Here is a 20508-nt window from a genome sequence, read left to right as displayed (position 1 = left end):
ACCCACTTTGCCTCCCGATATGGCAGGTCTGGTACGCGTGGCACCCCGGTTCTGCCCGAGGATGATCGCGTATTCTGACTGGAGTATGTTTGGAGGCGATGGGATACGACGGCACGGCGATGATGGTATCGCTTGTTCGGAGCCACGAACAAAAAGACGCGGAAGCTGCGTCGCAGGAAACCTGAACCAGGAGGAAAACCATGCACATTGTTGCACTCATCCCACATCCTAAAACAGCCCTTTCCAGCCTGCTCATCGCCGACGCTGCATCAGCGGTCGAACCGGGATCAACAATCACGGCGCTCCATGTTTGCGTCGATCCCGCCAAGATCGGAGGCAGTGTAGAGGAAGTCGACATGCAGGAAATGCGGATCCGCGATGAGGGCACGGCCTTTCAGCGACGGAACGAGGTCAGAAAGATCTTCGAGGAGTGGTCGGCAGGGCGTGAACCGTCGCCGGCTGGCGCCAAGGTCGAGTGGGTGGAAGCTGATGGTGGAGAAGAAGACGGTGTCCGCAAACATCTTGGATCAGCCGATCTTGTGACCATCGCCCACCCGCAATCGATGGACGGCGGCGATGCCCTGCATGCGGCGCTCTTCGATCACCATAGGCTGGTGGTTTTTACGCCGGATACTAACGGCACTCCGGTTTCTTTCGGCCGCTCAATCGCCATTTTCTGGAGGGACGATGACGGAATACGTTCTTGCCTTCAAAAGGCCAGAGCTTGGCTCCGCGCTGCTGATACGTTGATAATTCTCGCAGCACACGAGAACGACATCTCAGAGGCGGTTGCGTTCTTTCAGACATTGCATGTCAGCGGGACAGGGCGGCTGCAGACCTCCGTGGCGAAAAACGCCGACGATTTTCTGGAGAAGGCCAATAGGGGCGGCGCGGATACGCTTTTGATGGGCGCCTACCGTCATGGCCTATTCCTCGAGACCGTCTTTGGCGGGGCCACGAAGACAGTGATGGATCACACAAGTTTGCCCGTGTTTCTCAGCCATTAGGCCTACGTACGACACATCCTCCTGTAGAACTTCGCCCTTGGAATCCGTTCTACCAGCCAAAGGGAGTTCAATATCCTTGAGCGCGGTGAGCGAGGAGAAAATTATTTTGCTGCCGGGTGGAATAACGCGTGATTGCCAGCGTCTCTCTCCTGTCATTTCAACAAGGAGATTATACTATGCGCAAAACAGTTCTGATGGCTCTGCCGCTCGCTTTTCTCATGTGCACCGGTGCAGCCCTTGCTGGCCCTGCCATGGACATGGCCAAAACCCGTATCGAAGCGATCGCCAAGGGCGATGTCGCGACAATCACCAAGGACTACGGTAAGGATCCTTCCCTTGCCTGGATTGGTGGTCCGCTCGACGGCACCTATGCGTCGGAAAAGGCGATAGCTGAAGTCTGGACCAAATTCTCGACGGCACAGGGCGAACAGACCGCCACAGTCGGCGAAGTCTGGGAGGCAGCCAATCCGAAGGGCGCGACCGTTGCAGCAAATGTTGTCTTTGCCGGCAAGAACAAGGTTCCCGTTCTCTATATCATGACCTATCGTGACGGAAAACTTGTCGACGAAATCTGGCAGGTTAACCCGCCTGCAAAGTAAGCCGAATGGTGGCCATGCCAGCATCCCCGGTATGGCCACCGATCCGAAGGGCTGATGATGTCGACAATGGCGATGCGACTGGAGGCGGAAATACCGGCACTGCGACGCTATGCCTTCGCGCTTCTGCGCGATCACAACCGCGCCGACGATCTCGTGCAGGATTGCCTCGAGCGTGCGATATCACGCTGGTATCTGCGTCGGACCGATGGTGACCTGCGGGCATGGCTGTTTACCATCATGCGAAACCTGCACATTTCGGCTGGACGCCAATCCCAGCGACGGGGGCCACACCACGAGCTCGATACCGTCACGCTCCCCGGATCGCCCGCCGATCAGGATCATGGCATCGCCGTACGCGATATACTCGAAGCGCTCGATAGGCTTTCCGACGATCAAAAATCGCTTCTGCTTCTGGTTGGCGTCGAGGATCTGTCCTATGAGCAGGCTGCCGCCGTCATTGGTGTTCCGGTAGGAACCGTGATGTCGCGGCTGTCGCGCGCCAGGCAGAAATTCCGATCCATTCTCGACAACAAGACGCCCGTGACCTTGCGAAGGGTAAAATGATGAACACCGGTTCGCCGATTGGCGAAGATGATCTTCAGGCTTACATCGACGGAAAGCTGACGCCTGACCGGCAGGCGCTTGTCGACGCCTATCTTGCTGGTCATCCTGAAGCGAGCGCAAGGGTCACGCAACAGCTTGCGGATCGGGAAGCTTTGCGTGTGCGGCTGTCTGAGAAATTCTCGGAGCCCATTCCAGCGCGGCTGCGCATCGCCAACCTTCAGTCCAATGCAGCTTTGCGAAGACAAGGTTGGTATCGCTCCGCCATGGCAGCTTGCATCTTCTTGGGAATGGGCCTGGCCGGTGGCTGGTGGCTAAAGCCTGAAGGCGTGCAAATCAACGCAGCGCGATTGTCCGAGGCGGGTTTCGCCGCGAACGCATCTGACGCCTATCGGACCTTCGTGGTCGAAGTAGCCCATCCGGTCGAAGTTGGAGCGGATGACGAGGCACATCTGGTCACATGGCTGTCGAAGCGATCCGGCCGGGCACTGACGCCACCGAACCTTTCGGCATTCGGGTATAAGCTGCTCGGCGGACGCGTCCTTCCGGGCGGTGGCGCTGCGGCTGCACAACTCATGTACGAGGATGACAAAGGCGAGAGGCTGGCCGTTTATCTACGCGCCGGCCAATCAGCGCAGACAGCGTTCACGTTTGAAGAGAAAAACGGCGTGTCCAGCTTTGTCTGGGTGGATCAGGGGTTCGATTTCGCGGTATCCGCCTCGGTCGATCGGGCAAAGCTCCTTCCGATCGCAACTGCGATCTATCAAGGAATGATTTGAATCCGGTCAATCTCAGTGCGGTATCAAAAATGACTGCGGCATTGTAAGAACGCCGCAGTCAACTTGTTTTGGGGTTGCCCATAACAGGTAGCCAAACTGTTAGTTGCTCTGCAAGACCGCATTTGCTGACGGTTCTGTTCCCTCAACGAGGATAACCTTAGGTGTCTTGGAGGCTTCGCCCGGTTTGACGATGGAGCGGGTCGGACTGGTGGCAGATGCCATCGCGGCACCTTTGGCATCCGTCTTGAACGCCACGATCGGTTCCGGCTGACCTTCGAACAACAGCGCATAAGCCGTGTCCGGCTTCAATTTCGAAACGCTGAGATCTACGATATCGATCAGGCCAAGATTGCGCGAGACGACCATTCCGCCGCCTTGCGCATCTGCGGCAGGCTTCAGCATAAGTGTGATGTTCTCCGGCATGTCCTTGCGTGGTTCAAGGTTTTGGCGGCCATCGCCTGTCGGGACCGCATCCGGAACGTAGATCAGCGCTTGTGGGGCCTGGCCTGAGGGGATATGGGCGATCTTCTCATTCTTCTGAGTGTCGATCACGTCCACCGCGTCGCCGTTTTCGAGGCCAACAAAGACGCGGCTGCCGTCGCCCGAACCCCAGACACCGTGCGGCAAGGCGCCGACGGGAATGGTGGCTATCAGCTTGGCCTCGTCGTCCAGCGTGTAGACTTTCACGACGTTCTCGCCGCCGATGGTCACATAAGCCAGAGTTCCGGCGGATGTGTCGGCGAACGCCAGATGGTTGGTGATCGGACCGCTATCGATCACGCCCTTGACTTTCAATGTCTTGGTATCAATTCGCGTCACCTTGCCGACATCCTTGTGGGTTAGCCAGGCTTCCTTTCCATCTGGCGTCACCTGAATGAACGGCGAGAATGGCGAGACCACCGGAATGGATGCAAGCAGCTTTTTCGACGCGACATCGAACACCTGAACGACCGGATTGAAGCTGTTGGCCACAAAGGCGCGCTTGCCGTCTGGCGTAAAGATGGTCATGCCGGGACCGCTCTCGGTCTTGATGCGATCGGTCTCCTTGAATGTCTTCGCATCAATGACCGAAAGGTAATCCTCGCCACGCACGGTTGCCCAGACGTGTTTGCCATCCGGCGTGAAGAAGGCCTCGTGCGGGTTGCGGCCGATATAGGCGACACCTTTGATCTTGTTTGTCGCGGTATCGATGAAGGTCACGGAATTGGTCACCGTCGAGACGGCGACGATGGTACGGTGATCCGGCGAGAAGCCAAGGCCGTGGACGTTGACCTCACCCTTGTAAAGCGGGCTCAAGACATTCGGGCGTGGGTCGCCGAGCTTGATCAGGCCGAGAAGCGTGTTGGTCGATGGGTCGATGACAGATACGGTGTTGCTGTTCTGGTCAGCAGCATAGACCCGGTCCTTGGATTCGGGCAGGGCAAAGGCTGGCGTGCTCGCCATCAAGGCGATCAGCAGGGCTGCGGAACGTTTCATTTCGAAGTCTCCGGGTTGGCGGCGACGGAGCCGCGCTGTTGTGTGAGCATCGAATTCATCAACTGAATTTCGTAAGCCTGCTCTGTGATGATCGACTGGGCGAGGTTTCGGATTTGCGGATCTTGGGTGGTGAGCAACACGGCCTTGGCCATGTCGATGGCGCCCTGGTGATGCGGGATCATTTGCGCCAGAAAATCGTGGTCTGGATTGCCTGTTTCGGGTACCGCCATCATGCCGGTATGCATTTTGTCCATGGCCACCTTCATGCTTTTCGAGAACGCAGTTGAAGGGCCGCTATCCTCCATGCTCATCGCCGGTTGGTGGTCGTGGAACTGCTCAGCAGTTGCACTTCCCATAATGGCAAAACTGGCAACAAGTATGAAACTGTAAACGCGCATGGCGGAATCCTTTTGGCTTTAGTGGATAAGAACGCTGTGGGTCGCCGTTTATTCCACTGCTCATCCGTATTTGTTCTCACGTCGGCGTGAGCGGTTGGCACGCGCGGTGCTATACCGGTCTGCGCGAAGAACGACGGAACGCGGATGGTGACTCGAGGCGTGCCGAAATACGGCTTGTTCATATGCCGCCAAGAGGATCACGCGTGTTGGATCCAATCGGCCTGTGAACGATGTCTGAAGGACGATACTCGCAGCGGATTGCGGTATGGAGAATGAACGGCCGGTTGGAACAGGGCGAAAAAGCAGACATTCTAAGCCGTTCGACGACGGCGCCCAGTCGTCCGTCTTTTCAGAGGAAAACCAGCCTGGTCGATCGTAGGAAAACTTCCTACAGGGAATTCCGCCACTCTCAGATTTTGGTTTCACTCCAGGCTGGCGGTGGCTTTCATGACTGCTTTGGCGACCTCGTTGAAACTCATTTTAATCCGAACCTGTTGGCCGTTGACGAAAAACGATGGCGTGCCGGCGACTCCGAATTTTTTGTTCGCTTCGGTTGTCGCAGCATTGAGCTTGTCGAGATAGGCCTGATCGGCGACAGCGCGATCGAAACCTGCGCGGTCGATGCCCATGCTAGCGGCGATCTCGCGCAATGCATCCTCGGCGTTGGCGGCGCCGGCAATCTCATCGAATTTCGTCATGAAGGACGATACCGTCTCGTCGAATTTGTCTCGGCCCCGCGCATTCGCCAGCATGAAGATAACGGCATCCACCGAGTTTCGCACGAAGGGCCGGTACGCGATCTTCAACTTACCCGATGCGACATATGTATCCTGCAGTTTCGGCAGGTCTCGTTCATGGAAGTCGACGCAGTGGCTGCAGGTTGGGGAGGAATAGACGACCAGCGTGACTGGAGCGGTCTTCTGCCCAACGAAGCTGTCTTGGAATACGGCCGGGGTCATCAAATCCTGCACGGGTTCGGCCTCGGCCGATGTCACGCATCCTAAGGCAATGCCGACGATCACGGCCATCATACGAAACGTCATGTCTTCTCCTGTTCGGTTACGAGAAAAAACACTCCGGCATGAGCAATGCCGGAGTGTTTCGATCATCAGTCGGCCTTGAGGCAGGGCGAGACGAAGAGCGAGCGGTCAAGAGTGCCCTTGATCGTCTTGGCCACGACCAGCAGCCACATGCAGACAAGTGCTATAACAAGAACCGCGCCAAAGATTGCGATAGACGACATCGGCACCATCGTTGAGAGACGAAGCGTGGCGACGGCGAACACGCCAAGCGGGAAGGTATAGCCCCACCAGCCGATATTGAATGGAAGGCCCTCGCGAAGGTAGCGCAGGGTGATCAGGACAGCAGTCGCCAGCCACCAGATGCCGTAGCCCCACAGGAGGATCGCGCCGAGGAAGCTGGCGCCACCGAAGGCCGGAGCAACGCTCGCCAATCCATTCGCCGACAACACGGCGGGTCCGGTCTGGCTCATGACGAGAAGACCAAGCGCACCGGTTCCGATCGGGCCGAGAGCCAGCCAGCTCGAGGCGGCCATGTTGACATGCGGAAGCTTGTGGACCGTCATGCGCAGGAAGAGGATGACGAGAACGCTCATGGCGAGCGGGACCGAACAGGCCCAGAGAACCAGGCTCGTCATCAGCACCGTCAACTGCGTCTGAGCATCGCCGATATGGGGCAGAAGCAGACCACCGCTGACGGCCGCTACTTCGCTTGCCACGATCGGCAGCAACCAGACTGCGGTCATCTGGTCGATCGAGTGCGACTGGCGCGTGAACATCATGAACGGGATGGCGAGGCCGCAACAAAGCGACAGAGCGACGTCAAACCACCAAAGCGTCGTTGCGATCGACACCGCCGTGTCGCCGATATGTGGGATGCCATAGATCAGGAAGCCATTGATGATCGTGGCCAATCCCATCGGAATGCAGCCGAAGAACATCGACACGACGGAATGGGAAAAGACCCGTCTTGCCTCTTGGAAATAGAGCAGCCAGCGTGCCGCGTAGAGCGTTGTGCAGGTTGCAAACAGCAGGATATTGAAGAGCCAAAGCGCCTGACCCATCGCGAAAAGCCCCGGATGCCCAGGAAACTGTGCGAAGGCGACCGAAAGGATGCCGGTGCCCATAGTGGTCGCGAACCAATTTGGCGTAAAGTTCCGTATGACATGGCCTTGCATAGGAACATCCGAGGCTGGCGCTACCGGCTCCTTGAAGGCAACAATCTTGTGCATCGAATTTCTCCTGATCGTCGAGGAGAAAATACGTGGGTACAACGATTAGTTCCAACGCATAGTTCAGGATATTTCAATCGCCGTTTCCGATTGATCTAGATTTGCGGCGGCAGCTTCGAAAGCCGCGTGAAGGCGGTCGCGCAGCGTCCGCGAGGTATTGATCAGCGTCGGGCTCGGATGGGGGCAGAGGATCACCTCGATGCCGGCATCCACCAGTACATCTTCAGCACCACTCGCCACCGCGCCCGCCAGGACGGCGACACGTAGGTTCGGCAGCAGCGGCAGAAGGCCTGCAAGTCCCTTGATGCCCTCGCGCCGCTCGCTGGCCACGATCGAGCTTCGGGTTGCGCGGACCCACGGGACCGTATTCCACAGAACGATGTCCCGGCGCGATATCCCTGCGCCAGTCAGTGCCTTGCGCAGGTTCTTCGCCGTGCCGGTCGGGTTATCGATCGAAACGAAACGCTGGCCGCGTTCAACCGGACTTGGTCCAGGCGTCTCCAAAAGGATCAGCAGTCTTGCGCTGATACCGCCATCGTATGGATCGAAGTTCGGCATATCCCGGTCGGAGTTGAGCTGAACGTGCTCCCGGAAGGCGTTCAATGGCTGCATATGCGCACTGTCAAGCGCGGCCAACCGCTCCTCGCGTCGATGCTCGTGCCAGAGCGTATCAGGTCCGCGATAGGTCATCGTGTCTATTCCGACAACAGGGCTTCGAACGCATCGGCCGCCTTGGAGCGATACCGCTCCTTATGCCGGAGCAGGAAGAATGGGCGCGGAAGCGGAGAAGCATTGGCCTCGACCAGCAGGCCGCTGTTGAGTTCGGTCTGGGCAGCACTTCGCGATGTCAGTGTTGCCCCCATGCCGGCCTCGACTGCGCCGAGCACGGCCTCGTTTCCGGGCAGGACAATTGCAACGTTCAACGCCTGCAGCTTCAATTTCTCTTTCGTCATCATCGTCTCGAAGGCGAGCCGTGTTCCCGATCCGGGTTCGCGAAGAACCCATGTCGCGTCTTCAAAATCGGCCTTTCCGAGCTTTTTGCCTTTGGCCCATGGATGAGTTGGCGACACGACGAGGATCATCTCATCCGTGGCGATCATGCGCGACGACAAGGCCGGTCTGTCGACCGCGCCCTCTACAACGCCGAGCTCAACCCGCCCTGCCTCAACCGCGTCGCCTACCGCCTCGGTATTGCCGATCCCGACGTCGAGACCGAGACCAGGATAGCGTGTGTGGAACGTCGCAAGCCTGGAGGGCAGCCAATAGGCGCCAACAGTCTGACTCGCCATAACCGACAATTCCCCGCGCAAAAGTCCGGCAAGGTCGCTTAGCGCAGACTCGGCGGCTTTCGCTTCAGCCAAGACCTGAAGTGCATGCTCGAGAAAGATCGTTCCGGTTTGATTGAGAACGATAGAACGACCGATCCGGTCGAACAAAGCCACGCCGTGCCGTTCCTCAAGCGCGATGACCGCAGCACTGACGGCCGACTGCGTCATGTTCATCGCTTTGGCAGCCTTGGTGATGTGCTGTTGGCGGGCGACTTCGGCGAAGATGCGCAACTGGTCGAGGGTCATGAGGATAGCAACCTTGAATCGGCTCCGAGTTATAATCGATTTATCCGAATGTTCGTAGCAAAATTATGCGATGGAACTGATGCAGAATGGCGCTAGTTTTCTCCTACCAGACACGGAGGAAATACCATGCTGAAATCCATCATCACCGGCGCGGTGATGCTTGGCGCCACGACAGCACCAACGCTTGCCGCCGATATCCACGTCTATGGTCCCGGTGGACCACTCCCTGCCATGAAGGAGGCGGCAGCCGCCTTCGAGAAAAGCTCCGGCAACACGGTGATCGTTACCGCCGGCCCAACGCCGCAATGGATCGGCAAGGCTAAAGACAATGCCGACCTGATCTTCAGCGGCTCAGAGACGATGATGTCGGATTTCGTGAAGGCGATGGACGGCCAGATCAAGGACGCCGATGTCGTACCGCTCTACTTGCGTCCTTCCGCTATCCTGGTGCGTCCGGGGAACCCGGAGAAGATCACCGGCCTCGCTGATCTGTTCAAGCCCGGCCACAAAGTGCTTGTCGTCAATGGTGCCGGGCAGAACGGTCTTTGGGAAGACATGGCCGGCCGGACCGGTGACATCGAGAAGGTGAAGGCCCTTCGCGCCAACATCAGGACCTTTGCCGCCAACAGTGCCGAAGCCAAGAAGGCCTGGACCGAGGACAAGTCCTTCGATGCCTGGATCATCTGGAATATCTGGCAGGTCGCCAACCCAGAACTCGCAGACGTCGTCGAGGTCGAACCGGACTATCGCATCTACCGAGACACCGGGATCGTGCTGACCGAGCGCGGAGGCAAGAATGCCGACGCCAAGGCGTTTTCGGAATTCCTTCAGGGCACCGAGGCCAAGGCGATCTTTGCCAAGGCCGGCTGGACCACGCCCTCGAATAACCTTATCCCGTCTCAGGAAAGATAATGACAATGCAATCCACTCCCAAAAAGATCGCCGTGACCGGTGCTGCCGGCCAGATCTGCTATTCCCTGCTGTTTCGATTGGCGAATGGTGACCTTTATGGCAAGTCGCAGCCGATCGAACTGCGGCTGCTCGATTTGCCTCAAGCCCAGGACGCCGTTCGCGGCGTCGTCATGGAACTGGAGGACTGCGCTTTTCCGCTGCTACACAGCATCGTCACGACCGACGATCCTCGGCAAGCGTTTGACGGTGTCGACGCAGCGTTTTTGGTCGGGTCCCGGCCGCGGTCAAAGGGAATGGAACGGCGAGACCTGCTTGCAGCGAATGCAGAGATCTTTAAGGTGCAGGGGAGGGCGATCAACGAGGTCGCCGGACGACAAGCTAGAATTTTGGTCGTTGGCAATCCGGCCAACACCAACGCTTCCATCCTGATCGCCAATGCGCCGGACTTTAACCCAAGGCAGGTCAGCTCGATGATCCGGCTTGATCACAATAGGGCTTTGACTCAACTGGCGCGCAAGGTCGGCTGTGGCGTCGGCGACATCGATAAGCTCGTGATCTGGGGCAATCACTCGCCGACCATGTTTGCCGACTGGACCTACGCAACGGCTGCCGGCAGGCCCCTGCCGGACACCATCGGCGACGACCATTGGTACAAGGAGGTGCTGATCCCTGAGGTCGCAAGGCGGGGCACTACGATCATAGAGGCGCGCGGCGCGTCCTCTGCAGCATCTGCCGCCAATGCAGCGATCGATCAGATGCGTGATTGGATGCGTGGTACTGATGGGCGCTGGACATCGATGGCTGTTATATCGCAGGGGCAGTATGGCATACCGGAAGGGCTTGTGTGTGGCGTACCTGTGATGTGCAAGGACGGTGACTATAGCGTCGTTGAAGGTCTCGATCTGGACGGGTTTCAGAAAAGTATGCTGGACAAAACGATAGAAGAGCTTGTCGGCGAGCGCGACGCTTTATCCTGATATCGCGGGATGCGGAGGCTGGCACAAAAGATGTGCGGAGATTGCACGCCTATTCTCCGCCTAATTTTGGAGAATAGGCGCCAGCCTCAGAAGAGGCGAATGCCACCACGACGATCAGCGAGCTGCAGTTTGACGGGCCGGTTCGATTTTATCTTTCATAATCCGCTTTGACCGCCGAATGGGAAGGACGAAGCCCTCATCCAGATAGGCGTCGTCGGGAATGAAGCGCTCGAACAAGCGTATCCGGCTGGAAACCGAGTCGGTAGAACTGCGATCAAATCTCGTCGCCAAGGCCATTTCGGCGGATTGTTCGTCGCAAGGATATTCGCCACTGTACCGATAGAACGATTGATTATCTGTTCAAAGTATTGCGCTTCAATTGTCACCGGCACCTTGGACGCCCGCCGCAGGTCATAAGCGCAAGAGGTGCAGACATGCTGGCCGACAAGCCGTGGCTGAGCGAAGGCAGTAATTCCGCGGTGGCACGATGGGCAACGGTCGCGTAATCCGCACCCGTGGATAAAGCAGGAGATTCTAGTCGAGTGTCGCCATCGCCTCCGAAAAATATGGGGGCTGATCAGAACCGAGGCACGCAGGACAGAATTGCAGCCACGTCGAAGCAGCACGACGGGCTTTGATGACCAGTGGTAGCGGCATGTGTCTGTAATCACATGGCTGCAAGGCCATTGACGACAATCGGTCTCTCGCAATTCCATTGAGGCGTGGCCGTAAACAGCCATATTTTCCTGGCGGCGAATCTCACATTAAGTGCCAAACAGAAGCCAGAGTCTCAAATTAAATGCCAAGTCTCAAATTAAGTGCCGGGCTATCTTACTGAAACTGTTAGGACTGGAATCTCACGATTAAATGCAAAACGACACCTTCAACATCGTGCATTCCTCCCCCTTGAAGTTTTTTGACGGTCTTAAGCCCTGTAGGCGACGAGAACGGCGCCTCCCGCGATCATCACGACACCGAGCCAGTTCGGGAGCGTCAGGCGCTCACCGAGAAGCAGCACAGCGAAAATGGACACGAACACCACGGACAGCTTGTCGATCGGCGCGACGCGGGCGGCGTCACCAAGCTTCAGCGCCCGGAAGTAGCAAATCCAGGATGCGCCCGTGGCAAAACCGGAAAGTACAAGAAATAGCCAGCTTCTGGTCGAGACCGTCGACGGCTCCTGCCAATTTCCGGTGATATAGACCATCGCGCCAGCGGCCAGCAGGATGACGATGGTGCGAATGAAGGTGGCGAAGTCGGAATTGACGTTTTCGACGCCGATCTTGGCGAAGATCGCCGTCAGGGCTGCAAAGCCGGCCGAAAGGAGGGCCCAGAACGTCCAGCTTGTAAGGAAGATTTTCATGCGGCTTGTCCATGTCCGGCCATCCGGATCAGCATGAGGCCGACAAAAAGTCCCGCCATCGACAGGACCAGCGAAAGAGCGACATATCCGGCAGCAACACCCCATTGCCCGCGTTCCCACAGCGTCACGGCATCCAGCGAAAAGGTCGAGAAGGTGGTGAACCCGCCGAGCAACCCGGTGGTCAGGAACAGGCGCAACTCCTGTGGCAGGCCTGAGCGAAACACGAAAAATTCCGTGAGCAGGCCCATGACGACGGAGCCGACAACATTGACGGTGAGTGTGCCGTAGGGAAAGCCGAAGCCGAACAGGCGCGCCGCTCCCATGTTGACGGCGTGCCGGAAAACACCACCGATACCTGCGCCAAGGAAACGATCAGATAAACCAAGATCGCGCCTCCTTCAGGATGTCGTGACTTTGAGCGCTTCTGCCGTTTCGACGTCGTGATGGACGACATCCCACTGTTCCAGGTGCTTGTAGACGATCACCTTGTGTTTCAGGACCGCGCCATGGGTCCGGCAGAACTCTTCGAGCTGGTCGCGTGATGCAATCATCTCGACGCACATAGTCAGATCCGGATTGGGGATCTCGAAGCCCTCGTCCTGAAGCTTACCGCTGTTCGAATAGCCAAAATGCGTATGGTGCGCGACGGCATTCTTGATGCCGGCCGACTTCGCCTGCACGACCAATTCCCGGTAAAGAGGCTTCGATCCGAACCAACCGCCCTTGCCGGGCGTCTTCTCACGCGGCTTCATGTAGATACGGACCATGCCAATTTCGGTAGAATGCAGCTTGTGTTGCTTCACGATGATGGGCCTTTCGTTGAGTGTTGCGGTTGTGGCGATCGACCGGAGACGGACCTTTCCGACGATTTCGCCGAGGCTCTGAGTCCGCATGTCACGCATGTGGCGAACCGAGATGTCGGGAGGAATATCGTTGGCGGCAGCGGTTTTCGGAACGCCGACGCGCTGCGACAGGTAGATGCTGGAATGGCCACTGCACAGATAGGCAACGAAGCAGGCGACAGCGAGGTAGACCGAATGGGTGGCGCCGAAGAGCTCAATCCCCATGATCATGCAAGCCAGCGGCGTATTAGTGGCGCCGGCGAAGACGGCCACGAAGCCAAGTGCCGCAAAAAGATCGACCGGTGCGCCGAGAACACCGGCCAGCGCACTGCCGAGACCTGCGCCGATGAAGAACAGCGGTGTGACCTCGCCGCCCTTGAAACCGGCGTTTAATGTGACGATCGTGAACAGCGCCTTCCAGGCCCAGCTCCAGTAATCCACGTGATTGGGACGGAAAAAGCCTAGGATCGTCGCGTCGTCGGGATTGGGGGACCAGACACCCAGACCGAGATATTCCCGCGTACCGAGGAGGTAGACGAGGCCCAGCAATATGGCGCTGGCGAGTACCGGACGCAGCGGCGCATAAGGCAGGATCGCCTTGTAGGCGGACGACGCGAGGTGGGAAAGTTCGGCGAAGAAATGGGCCGCCAGGCCAAAAGCCAAACCGGCAGTGACCACTTTGAGCAGGAGGAGGGCATCGAGGTGGAAACCGACCGCTTCTCCAACGCCGCCGAGATAGGCAATTGCGTAGTGGGTGTGGCCGATGCCCCATGCATGGCAGGTCCAGTCGGCAACGACGGCAGCCAGCAAAGCCGGCAACAGGGCCTCATACTGCATCCGGCCAATGGTCAGGACTTCGAGCGCGAAGATCGCGCCGGCAATGGGTGTTCCAAACACCGCACCGAAGCCTGCAGCAATGCCGGCCATTAGCAGAATGCGCGCATCGCCCGGCGTCAGCTTGAACATCTTGCCAAAAGCGCTGGCCAGGCTGCCGCCGAGTTGGACCGCGGTTCCCTCGCGACCGGCCGAGCCGCCGACGAGGTGGGTAAGTACGGTGGTGACGAGGATGAAGGGCGCCATGCGCAGCGGCACGCCGCCGCCCGGCTCATGGATCTGGTCGACGATGAGGTTGTTGCCACCCTCCGCCGATTTACCGAATTTCTGGTAGGCCCAGACCATCGCAAAACCTGCGACAGGCATGCCGTAAATCAACCAGGGAAATTCGAAACGAAGCTCCGTTGCCCGGTCAAGGCTCCAGAGAAACAGGGCTACGAGCGAGCCGACGGCAGCAGCCATCGGTACGACGATCACGATCCATTTCGCGAGGCTACGGACCTGGGCGATACGAAGTCCGAAAAATGCAGAAAACGCCATCAGATGGACGCTCCCGCACGGTCACATTTCGTCTTGGAGGACAGGTACAGAATTCTAGGCACGACTCTACTCCTTCGCGTGTTGCGCGTTGAGTAGGAGTCATCAGCTTCATCGGGGAAGCGGTTCGGCGTAATGCCCGGCAGAATCCATTACCGTTGTGACTTCAATAGCCAATTGATCCGAATAATGTCAATCCCACTCACCATGGTGAGCGGGATTGCTTGGCACGGTGGCCACATCTTCGACCTGAACGCAGTTTTCTAAGTGATACCGATTTATCTCAGCACATATTTGGGGGGTGCGGAGGTCGGAGAAGGTCGCGGGAGAGTAATAGCAACTCAGACCGCACGCCTCGCTCGCCGGCCCGAGACGGTCAAAAAGACCGCACCCAAAAGACCGGACACAAGCGACCCCATCAGGATCCCGATCTTGACGTGATCCTGTACAACTGGATCGCTGAAGGCCAGCAGGCCAATGAAAAGGGACATCGTAAACCCGATTCCACACAGCAGGGCCACGCCGGTCATCTGACCCCAACTGGCGCTCGCTGGAAGATCGGCTAGGCCCAGTCTTACCAGAACGACCACTGTTCCCAGAACGCCGACCAGCTTTCCGAGCAACAGGCCGGCCGCTACGCCCATTGTGAGCGGCTCTTCGAAGACCGACATCGATAAACCGGCAAACGAAACACCTGCGTTGGCAAAGCCGAAGATCGGCACGATCGCGAAGGCGACCGGCTTGTGCAGCAAGTGTTCGAACCTGTGCAGAGGTGATTCATCGTGTGTGGCCTCCGGCGTCCCCGGCGTCAGCTTCAGCGGTATCGTCAACGCCAGCAAGACACCTGCAAGGGTGGCATGCACGCCTGATGCGAAAACCAACACCCACAGGACCGCGCCGAGGGCGAGATAGGGCCAGAGGGCCTTCACGCCCATGCGATTGAAGATGATCAGATTTCCAACGACGAGGCCCGCGCCAGCCAATGCGAGCAGGTTCAGTTCCGCAGTATAGAAGAGAGCGATAACCACAACGGCGCCGAGATCGTCGATGATGGCCAGCGCCGCCAGAAATATCTTCAGCGATGCGGGAACACGATTACCGAAAAGGGAAAGGACCCCAAGAGCGAAGGCGATATCGGTCGCAGTCGGGATTGCCCAGCCACGGATAGCTGTCGGGTCGCTCCAGTTGAAGTAGAGGTAAAACAGTGCCGGAAACAGCATGCCTCCTGCAGCAGCCGCGCCTGGCAAGACGCGCCGGCTCCAGCTTGAAAGCTGGCCGTCGAGCATCTCGCGTTTGATCTCCAGGCCAACCAGCAGGAAGAAGACGGCCATCAAGGCGTCGTTGATCCAGTGCTGGATGCTCAGCGGGCCGACATAGACGTGCAGCACATGGAAGTAGCTCTCTGCCAACGGCGAGTTCGCCGTGGCAATTGCCAGAGCAGCAACTGCCATCAGGATGATGCCCCCCGATGCTTCATTATCGAGGAACTGACGGAGAGTGGATTGAATGCGGCCCTGAGAAAATGTCGAAGACATGGGTTCGCGCTCCTTGTGAGAGGTTGATCGAAGTATCCGTCAATTTCGGGGGAAGCCCGCAGCGCACGCAGCACGCACTGTAAGCTTTAAACTAGGGTATTTGCTCGACGATTTCCAGCAGATTCGGCCCTATAGGGGCTTGGCCAGACAGCACTATCGTCATCACGCATTATTCGTACGCAAACGCGATCTGCAAACTTTTCGAAGCATCGGATTCGCGTCGAGCTGGAAAAGTTGAGCAGCGAGCCGGAAGTGTGGGTCATCACCAGCGTGGGGATTTGCAGCAATCGTGCAAGGAAAACGCGCTGATGTTCTGGAGTGACACTCGCCCCGCGGCACATCTGATCAATGCGATAATCCACCAGGTGCGCTGCAACGCTGATGATGACCTTTGACGCCTTGCGCAAATCGAAACCGCAGTGGACGCAAAAATGCTGGGGAACAAGCTTGCTTTGACCGTAGGCTTCGATACGTCTTTGGCAGGATGGGCACCGGTCGCGCAAGCCGCAGCGGTGGTGGCGGCAAGATACTTTGGTCGCCAAACGCCAGCTGCGGCGAAAATATGGATGCTCATCGCCAGCCAGGCATTGGGGGCAGTACTGCAACCAGGTTGAAGTCCCGCGCCGACCGCTGTTTCGTAACGGCAGCAAGAGCTCCGTCGGGATGCCACTTGCCAGGGTCATTGCCACGATCTGAGCGTGGGATACACCGGCATTTGCGCGAAGCAGGTTTTCGATGTCGCTCGAGGGTCTGAAATCGATGGCTGGTGACCACATGCCAGATCCAAGTCCGAAGACGCGGGCGAATCCACGTGGTGCAACACCGTTGGCATAAGCAAGGCGGTGCAGCCAGCTCGACAGCAATTCGTCGGTTTGCGGTAAGACGTCGATGGGCCACTGGTCGGAAACGACGTGACGGTATCTCCGTTGTATGCTGATTGTCGGGATACCAGCATCGCCCATCGTCATAACAGGTTGTCCCGTAAAGCCGGTAGGCGCCGCTGCGATATTGGTATGTGCCGCAGTTCGACGATGCCCGCCTTGGTGATACGTTCGGCTCCGGATTGTACCGCCGCGACGGCCGCTCTTGTGACGATGGTGACGGTCTCGCCTATCAAACCTTCCGATAACCTGAAGATAAGCCGCGCCGACGGCTCGCTGGACAGATCCGAGATCCTGGCAAGTGGCAACGCTGCTTCAAGGCTATCGAGCAACATCAGATAGGGCTCATCGTATTGCCATCGCGGGACTGCGACCAGATCAAAACGGCTTGCCATCTCGCTGGTGGCGTTGAGGAAGTCGTAGACGGATACGTCCCCGATCAGAACCGGGGCGATGTCATACTGACGGCCGATTCGTCGCAGGAATGCAAAAATCGCCTCGATGTCGCGCGCCCGTCCGCGCAATGCGTTGTGAAACTCGTCGAAGATCAACACCTTTGGCTTGAGATTTGCCAGCAAGTGATCCAGCTGTTCCGCCTTGCGGCTGACATTCCAAATGTCGCCCCCAGGAGCGTGGAGCGCCTGGAGAATGCTCGCGTAGAAATGGCCAAGGCCCGCGCCCTCTCGCGTCTGGACCATCCAAAGCTTCTGCTGGACAGATGTTCGCAGGTGTTCGACGGCAAACCGCTCCGCAATCATCGTCTTGCCATTGGCATAGGGGCCGACCAGCATCAGGCCCTGGGTTCGTAATGACGGCGGTCTTGAGAGTAGCTCGGTGAGCCGTATATGGCTGTCTTGAGCAACCTGATGTCCGATCCATCGTGGGGCACGGATGTAGGCGATCCGCTCATCCTGGTCGCGTTCAAGGTAGGATCGGACATGGTCGAGCAGATGGTCCGACATGCCATGCTACCAGTCTTCGACCGGTAGTCGGCTTTTCTGACGGGTGGGATGAGGTGAGGCAACGCGCGCCTGTTCCTGCATAGCCGCATAAGGCTTCTGCGACGCGCCCGCGTGGATACCGCGGACAGCAGTTCGCAACTGGCGTCTGGGTTGTTTCGCAGTCCCGACGATAGCAGCGATTTCGCGGCGAAACTCCACCCTTGCAACACTTGAGCGATGGTTTGCATCGCGCCGGCGGGCGCGCTCAGCCTCATGTTCCCATAGCGTCAGCGACGTAAGCCTGCCATCGCGCCGTTCGACGGGTCGGAAGTGTCTGCCTTCCGGATCCCGGACATAGATATGGCTGATGTCTCGAGGGTCATATCTTACTTCCAGCTTTCCCAGCCGGTCGCGCTGCGGAATGAGGCCGCCAAGCCATGACGCGTAATAATGTACGGCAAACATGCTGATCCCCTGCGGCGACAATCTTCTTTCCGTACCCGGCAGAAACGACAATAGAACGGTGTGTGGATCGTCATTGAAGCGCGGTAAAGCTGCGTTGTTGCGCTGCCACTCCGTATTCGGCACATTCAGTGTCTTGGTGTTTTCCTGCCGGTTGTGATCGAGGATGGCCAGCGCAACGCACCGCTCCAGGTCCGCGAATCCGAGACAGGCGCGCCGTTCCGAGGGATATTCATCGCGACCAACCACAGACCTTCCGGTCGAACCGCGATAGGTGGCGAGGATAGCGTTGAGTTTGCCCAGCAGTCGTTCGACCACGCCGCCTTGATGCACTCTTCCGCGGTCACGATATCGAATGCGGATGCCATAATCGTCGCAGCCACGCTGGAAAGCGTGCCCCTTGAATTCCATCGCCGAGTCGGTGACGAGTACCCGAGGCCTGCCAAATGTCGACCAGGCATGAGCAAGGCTACGGTTGGCAAGCCATTCGTCCTTCGCGCACATCGCATGGGCAAGGCAAAGTCCGACCGACAGAACAGATGGTTTCTCCAAAGTCAGGCAGAAACCTAAAATAACGCGTGATGCCACATCGGTCACGATCGTGAGATAAGGCCGACCCACAAACACGCCAGTTCCGTCAACGACCTCCACGAAATTGATATCAGCCGGAGTGTGATCGATCTGACAGACGTCGAGCGGGTGAGTTGCGTGAATATATCCTGGTCGTGGCCTCAGCCGGAGCAGGTGTTTCGGATTGGCTGACCGTTTCTTGGCGATCTCTTCAGCGCTAAACAGCATCGGGATACGTCGGGCAACCGTAACGTATGACGGCAAGGTCAGCCCGGCTTCCTCGCAACGAGCGCGGATTTCAGCCACGACCGGGGCAAGGGGCGGAGCTTCCAGTGTCAGCCATTGCTCGCGCAGTGTTGTCGCTATGATTGCTTCAAGTTTTTCTGACAGCCGCTTGCGGCGGCTTTTTGCGGTGCGCGGGAGTAAGGCTGTCACCTTCCTGTCCATGCGATAGCGGACGAGGAGATTGTAGATTTGTCGCCGCGTTAGCCGCAACTCGGCCGCCGCGCGCGAAACGGCCACCTGCTTCGGCCCGATGCCATCAAGGATCTTGTCCAGTTCGCGGGCCATGCGGAGCGCGACTGACCAATGCTCATCTGAGATCGCGCGTGTCGCCGGCAATCCCTGATCATGCAATTGCTTTGGCATGGGCAGACCTCGCTGAAATCCTTAGCGAAAAATCTACTGAAATTTATCGCCTAACCCTTACGTCCGTATGACAATTTCCGAGTTGAAAAATTAAACTAAAACCCACAGCCGGCATCGCTTTGGCCCGTCTCGATGAGCGTATCGCCCGCTCGCCGGTGGGAAGCGGGTGGATCGAACGCCAAAATTTTGCCGATGCCTGCGCCTCGCTTTGGATCGACGGCGAACTCGTCCATCTCGAAGACCTCGTCCTTCATGATGCCACCCGCGACATTCGCACCCCAACCCACGAACTCACCATCGCCTGCGACGTGCTGCGCACCCGCCGACGCATTGCCGCGCAGTTGCCGGATTGGGCTTTGTCCACAGAGGGTATCCGAAATCTACGACAGATGTCGGACATTAACTCGGTGGGCGTCGAGGCGGCGGAACCGGCCGGCGCTATTCGGCCCGCAGGCACCGTCGAGCGGGAAGGGGAGGGGAACGATGGTGATCATGCGGACAATCTACCCGGTGTCGACTATGCCGCCATCGATGCGCTGCTGGCCCGATCCGAAGCGGCGATTGAACAAGCCAGGAAGCCGGGTCGCGTCACGGGCAGCCTTTGGGGCCGAAAAAGATCCGATGATCTATGATCTCGATTGGGACGAGGACGCGCGGCTCGACGAATGGCGCGGGGTGCTACGGCGGGCGGAAAATCTGCCGGCGGTGCTGCAGGCGATCGTCGCTCTCGATGCCTGGAATGAGCTCTCGGTCCTTCAGCACGCCCCTTGGCTTGGCCGGCTGTTGACCGCGTCGATCCTGCGGGAAGCCGGCGTCACGACCGGCACCCATCTCGCTGCCATCAACCTCGGCCTCAAAACCATTCCGGTCGATCGGCGCCGACATCGCGACCGGGAAACCCGGTTGCTCGCGATTGCTAACGGCTTGATCGCGACCGCCGAGATCGGGCTAAAAGAACATGACCGGCTGGTGCTGGCGCGCACCCTGTTCGAGCGGAAGCTGGAAGGGCGCCGGGCGTCGTCGAAACTGCCGGAACTGGTCGAGCTGGTGATGGCGAAGCCGCTGGTATCGGCAGGGATGGTGGCGAAGACGCTGGATGTGACGCCGCAGGCGGCGCGGCGAATTGTTCTGGAGCTGGGGCTGCGCGAGATGACGGGGAGAGGGAGGTTTCGGGCATGGGGATTGATGTGAGTACCACCGCGACAATTTTAGTTGTAGCGTTTGCCGTCAACTGACACAACGGTTTGGTCGGATGATCATCCATGGGCGTTGCAAAAGACCAAAATTACTGCAAATTATTGCTGATATCCTTAAGCTGCCTCGCCATAAGAGTTAACTAGCTATATGAATAATACCTTGAA

General features: G+C 58.1%; 19 protein-coding genes, 1 pseudogene and 1 riboswitch. Of the genes and pseudogenes, 7 read left to right on the top strand and 13 right to left on the bottom strand.

Annotation, left to right across the window (positions count from 1 at the left end):
- Positions 1-200 precede the first annotated feature (200 nt).
- From RQI55_RS21085 to RQI55_RS21070, 4 genes are all read left to right on the top strand, one after another.
- Positions 201-1007 (top strand): universal stress protein, encoded by an 807-nt coding sequence (locus RQI55_RS21085; protein ID WP_042617844.1) that lies wholly within the window; start codon positions 201-203, stop codon positions 1005-1007.
- Between the two features lie 176 nt (positions 1008-1183).
- Positions 1184-1606: a hypothetical protein gene (locus RQI55_RS21080; RefSeq protein WP_042617845.1), complete on the top strand. Its 423-nt coding sequence runs from the start codon at positions 1184-1186 to the stop codon at positions 1604-1606.
- 57 nt (positions 1607-1663) lie between these two features.
- On the top strand, positions 1664-2170 hold the full coding sequence (locus RQI55_RS21075; protein ID WP_042617877.1) for a sigma-70 family RNA polymerase sigma factor: 507 nt from the start codon (positions 1664-1666) through the stop codon (positions 2168-2170).
- Entirely contained in the window at positions 2167-2946 is a 780-nt protein-coding gene (locus tag RQI55_RS21070; protein ID WP_042617846.1) for an anti-sigma factor, read from the top strand. Before RQI55_RS21075 ends, RQI55_RS21070 begins: the two co-directional genes overlap by 4 nt.
- A 99-nt stretch (positions 2947-3045) precedes the next feature.
- On the opposite strand, the gene RQI55_RS21065 is transcribed toward RQI55_RS21070, so the two are convergent.
- The 6 genes from RQI55_RS21065 to RQI55_RS21040 form a co-directional block, all read right to left on the bottom strand.
- Complete coding sequence (locus RQI55_RS21065; protein WP_092937832.1) at positions 3046-4422, bottom strand: YncE family protein; 1377 nt, start codon at positions 4420-4422, stop codon at positions 3046-3048.
- Complete coding sequence (locus RQI55_RS21060) at positions 4419-4820, bottom strand: DUF305 domain-containing protein (RefSeq protein WP_311273482.1); 402 nt, start codon at positions 4818-4820, stop codon at positions 4419-4421. Before RQI55_RS21060 ends, RQI55_RS21065 begins: the two co-directional genes overlap by 4 nt.
- A gap of 422 nt (positions 4821-5242) precedes the next feature.
- Positions 5243-5848 (bottom strand): thioredoxin domain-containing protein, encoded by a 606-nt coding sequence (locus RQI55_RS21055; protein ID WP_311273483.1) that lies wholly within the window; start codon positions 5846-5848, stop codon positions 5243-5245.
- 80 nt (positions 5849-5928) lie between these two features.
- Positions 5929-7071 carry a TDT family transporter gene (locus tag RQI55_RS21050; protein ID WP_082249874.1) on the bottom strand — a complete coding sequence of 381 codons (1143 nt, stop codon included), beginning with the start codon at positions 7069-7071 and terminating at the stop codon, positions 5929-5931.
- 63 nt (positions 7072-7134) lie between these two features.
- Positions 7135-7761 (bottom strand): uracil-DNA glycosylase, encoded by a 627-nt coding sequence (locus RQI55_RS21045; protein ID WP_042617849.1) that lies wholly within the window; start codon positions 7759-7761, stop codon positions 7135-7137.
- Positions 7762-7766: 5 nt separating this feature from the next.
- Positions 7767-8645, bottom strand: coding sequence for a LysR family transcriptional regulator (locus RQI55_RS21040; protein WP_042617850.1), 879 nt, complete (start codon positions 8643-8645; stop codon positions 7767-7769).
- Positions 8646-8771: 126 nt separating this feature from the next.
- Here RQI55_RS21040 and RQI55_RS21035 point away from each other — a divergent pair, with 126 nt between their 5' ends.
- Both RQI55_RS21035 and RQI55_RS21030 read left to right on the top strand, forming a co-directional pair.
- Positions 8772-9557 (top strand): substrate-binding domain-containing protein, encoded by a 786-nt coding sequence (locus tag RQI55_RS21035; protein ID WP_042617851.1) that lies wholly within the window; start codon positions 8772-8774, stop codon positions 9555-9557.
- A 5-nt stretch (positions 9558-9562) separates the two neighbouring features.
- Positions 9563-10534, top strand: a complete 972-nt coding sequence (locus RQI55_RS21030) for a malate dehydrogenase (protein ID WP_042617880.1) — start codon at positions 9563-9565, stop codon at positions 10532-10534.
- A 925-nt stretch (positions 10535-11459) separates the two neighbouring features.
- Here RQI55_RS21030 and RQI55_RS21025 read toward each other — a convergent pair.
- From RQI55_RS21025 to RQI55_RS20995, 7 genes are all read right to left on the bottom strand, one after another.
- Positions 11460-11897, bottom strand: a complete 438-nt coding sequence (locus RQI55_RS21025; protein WP_110807941.1) for an EamA family transporter — start codon at positions 11895-11897, stop codon at positions 11460-11462.
- Positions 11894-12220, bottom strand: a complete 327-nt coding sequence (gene crcB / locus RQI55_RS21020) for a fluoride efflux transporter CrcB (protein ID WP_082249875.1) — start codon at positions 12218-12220, stop codon at positions 11894-11896. Before crcB ends, RQI55_RS21025 begins: the two co-directional genes overlap by 4 nt.
- A gap of 75 nt (positions 12221-12295) precedes the next feature.
- On the bottom strand, positions 12296-14113 hold the full coding sequence (locus RQI55_RS21015) for a voltage-gated chloride channel family protein (protein ID WP_110807942.1): 1818 nt from the start codon (positions 14111-14113) through the stop codon (positions 12296-12298).
- Between the two features lie 86 nt (positions 14114-14199).
- Positions 14200-14276, bottom strand: a riboswitch (Fluoride riboswitch).
- 175 nt (positions 14277-14451) lie between these two features.
- Entirely contained in the window at positions 14452-15645 is a 1194-nt protein-coding gene (gene nhaA, locus RQI55_RS21010) for a Na+/H+ antiporter NhaA (protein ID WP_042617856.1), read from the bottom strand.
- 86 nt (positions 15646-15731) lie between these two features.
- Positions 15732-16613 (bottom strand): TniQ family protein, encoded by an 882-nt coding sequence (locus RQI55_RS21005; protein WP_052496828.1) that lies wholly within the window; start codon positions 16611-16613, stop codon positions 15732-15734.
- The gene (locus RQI55_RS21000; RefSeq protein WP_042617857.1) at positions 16610-17488 is read right to left on the bottom strand and encodes a TniB family NTP-binding protein; all 879 of its coding nucleotides are present in this window, start codon (positions 17486-17488) and stop codon (positions 16610-16612) included. Before RQI55_RS21000 ends, RQI55_RS21005 begins: the two co-directional genes overlap by 4 nt.
- A 6-nt stretch (positions 17489-17494) precedes the next feature.
- Positions 17495-19147 (bottom strand): transposase family protein, encoded by a 1653-nt coding sequence (locus RQI55_RS20995; RefSeq protein ID WP_311273484.1) that lies wholly within the window; start codon positions 19145-19147, stop codon positions 17495-17497.
- Between the two features lie 89 nt (positions 19148-19236).
- Between RQI55_RS20995 and RQI55_RS20990 the strand changes: the two are divergent.
- Positions 19237-20338: pseudogene (locus RQI55_RS20990) on the top strand (RHE_PE00001 family protein).
- The last annotated feature ends 170 nt before the right edge of the window (positions 20339-20508 follow it).

The sequence above is a fragment of the Rhizobium sp. WCS2018Hpa-16 genome, from assembly GCF_031843705.1.
Lineage (GTDB): Bacteria > Pseudomonadota > Alphaproteobacteria > Rhizobiales > Rhizobiaceae > Agrobacterium > Agrobacterium tumefaciens_C.
The sequence above is the reverse complement of the archived record's forward strand: the minus strand, read 5'-3'. Positions and strand labels throughout refer to the sequence as shown.

Coding starts and splice junctions, on each gene's coding strand:
- RQI55_RS21085 (WP_042617844.1), top strand. CDS start 201: ATGCACATTGTTGCACTCATCCCACATCCTAAAACAGCCCTTTCCAGC.
- RQI55_RS21080 (WP_042617845.1), top strand. CDS start 1,184: ATGCGCAAAACAGTTCTGATGGCTCTGCCGCTCGCTTTTCTCATGTGC.
- RQI55_RS21075 (WP_042617877.1), top strand. CDS start 1,664: ATGTCGACAATGGCGATGCGACTGGAGGCGGAAATACCGGCACTGCGA.
- RQI55_RS21070 (WP_042617846.1), top strand. CDS start 2,167: ATGATGAACACCGGTTCGCCGATTGGCGAAGATGATCTTCAGGCTTAC.
- RQI55_RS21065 (WP_092937832.1), bottom strand. CDS start 4,422: ATGAAACGTTCCGCAGCCCTGCTGATCGCCTTGATGGCGAGCACGCCA.
- RQI55_RS21060 (WP_311273482.1), bottom strand. CDS start 4,820: ATGCGCGTTTACAGTTTCATACTTGTTGCCAGTTTTGCCATTATGGGA.
- RQI55_RS21055 (WP_311273483.1), bottom strand. CDS start 5,848: ATGGCCGTGATCGTCGGCATTGCCTTAGGATGCGTGACATCGGCCGAG.
- RQI55_RS21050 (WP_082249874.1), bottom strand. CDS start 7,071: ATGCACAAGATTGTTGCCTTCAAGGAGCCGGTAGCGCCAGCCTCGGAT.
- RQI55_RS21045 (WP_042617849.1), bottom strand. CDS start 7,761: ATGACCTATCGCGGACCTGATACGCTCTGGCACGAGCATCGACGCGAG.
- RQI55_RS21040 (WP_042617850.1), bottom strand. CDS start 8,645: ATGACCCTCGACCAGTTGCGCATCTTCGCCGAAGTCGCCCGCCAACAG.
- RQI55_RS21035 (WP_042617851.1), top strand. CDS start 8,772: ATGCTGAAATCCATCATCACCGGCGCGGTGATGCTTGGCGCCACGACA.
- RQI55_RS21030 (WP_042617880.1), top strand. CDS start 9,563: ATGCAATCCACTCCCAAAAAGATCGCCGTGACCGGTGCTGCCGGCCAG.
- RQI55_RS21025 (WP_110807941.1), bottom strand. CDS start 11,897: ATGAAAATCTTCCTTACAAGCTGGACGTTCTGGGCCCTCCTTTCGGCC.
- crcB (WP_082249875.1), bottom strand. CDS start 12,220: ATGGGAGCGGCGCGCCTGTTCGGCTTCGGCTTTCCCTACGGCACACTC.
- RQI55_RS21015 (WP_110807942.1), bottom strand. CDS start 14,113: ATGGCGTTTTCTGCATTTTTCGGACTTCGTATCGCCCAGGTCCGTAGC.
- nhaA (WP_042617856.1), bottom strand. CDS start 15,645: ATGTCTTCGACATTTTCTCAGGGCCGCATTCAATCCACTCTCCGTCAG.
- RQI55_RS21005 (WP_052496828.1), bottom strand. CDS start 16,613: ATGACGATGGGCGATGCTGGTATCCCGACAATCAGCATACAACGGAGA.
- RQI55_RS21000 (WP_042617857.1), bottom strand. CDS start 17,488: ATGTCGGACCATCTGCTCGACCATGTCCGATCCTACCTTGAACGCGAC.
- RQI55_RS20995 (WP_311273484.1), bottom strand. CDS start 19,147: ATGCCAAAGCAATTGCATGATCAGGGATTGCCGGCGACACGCGCGATC.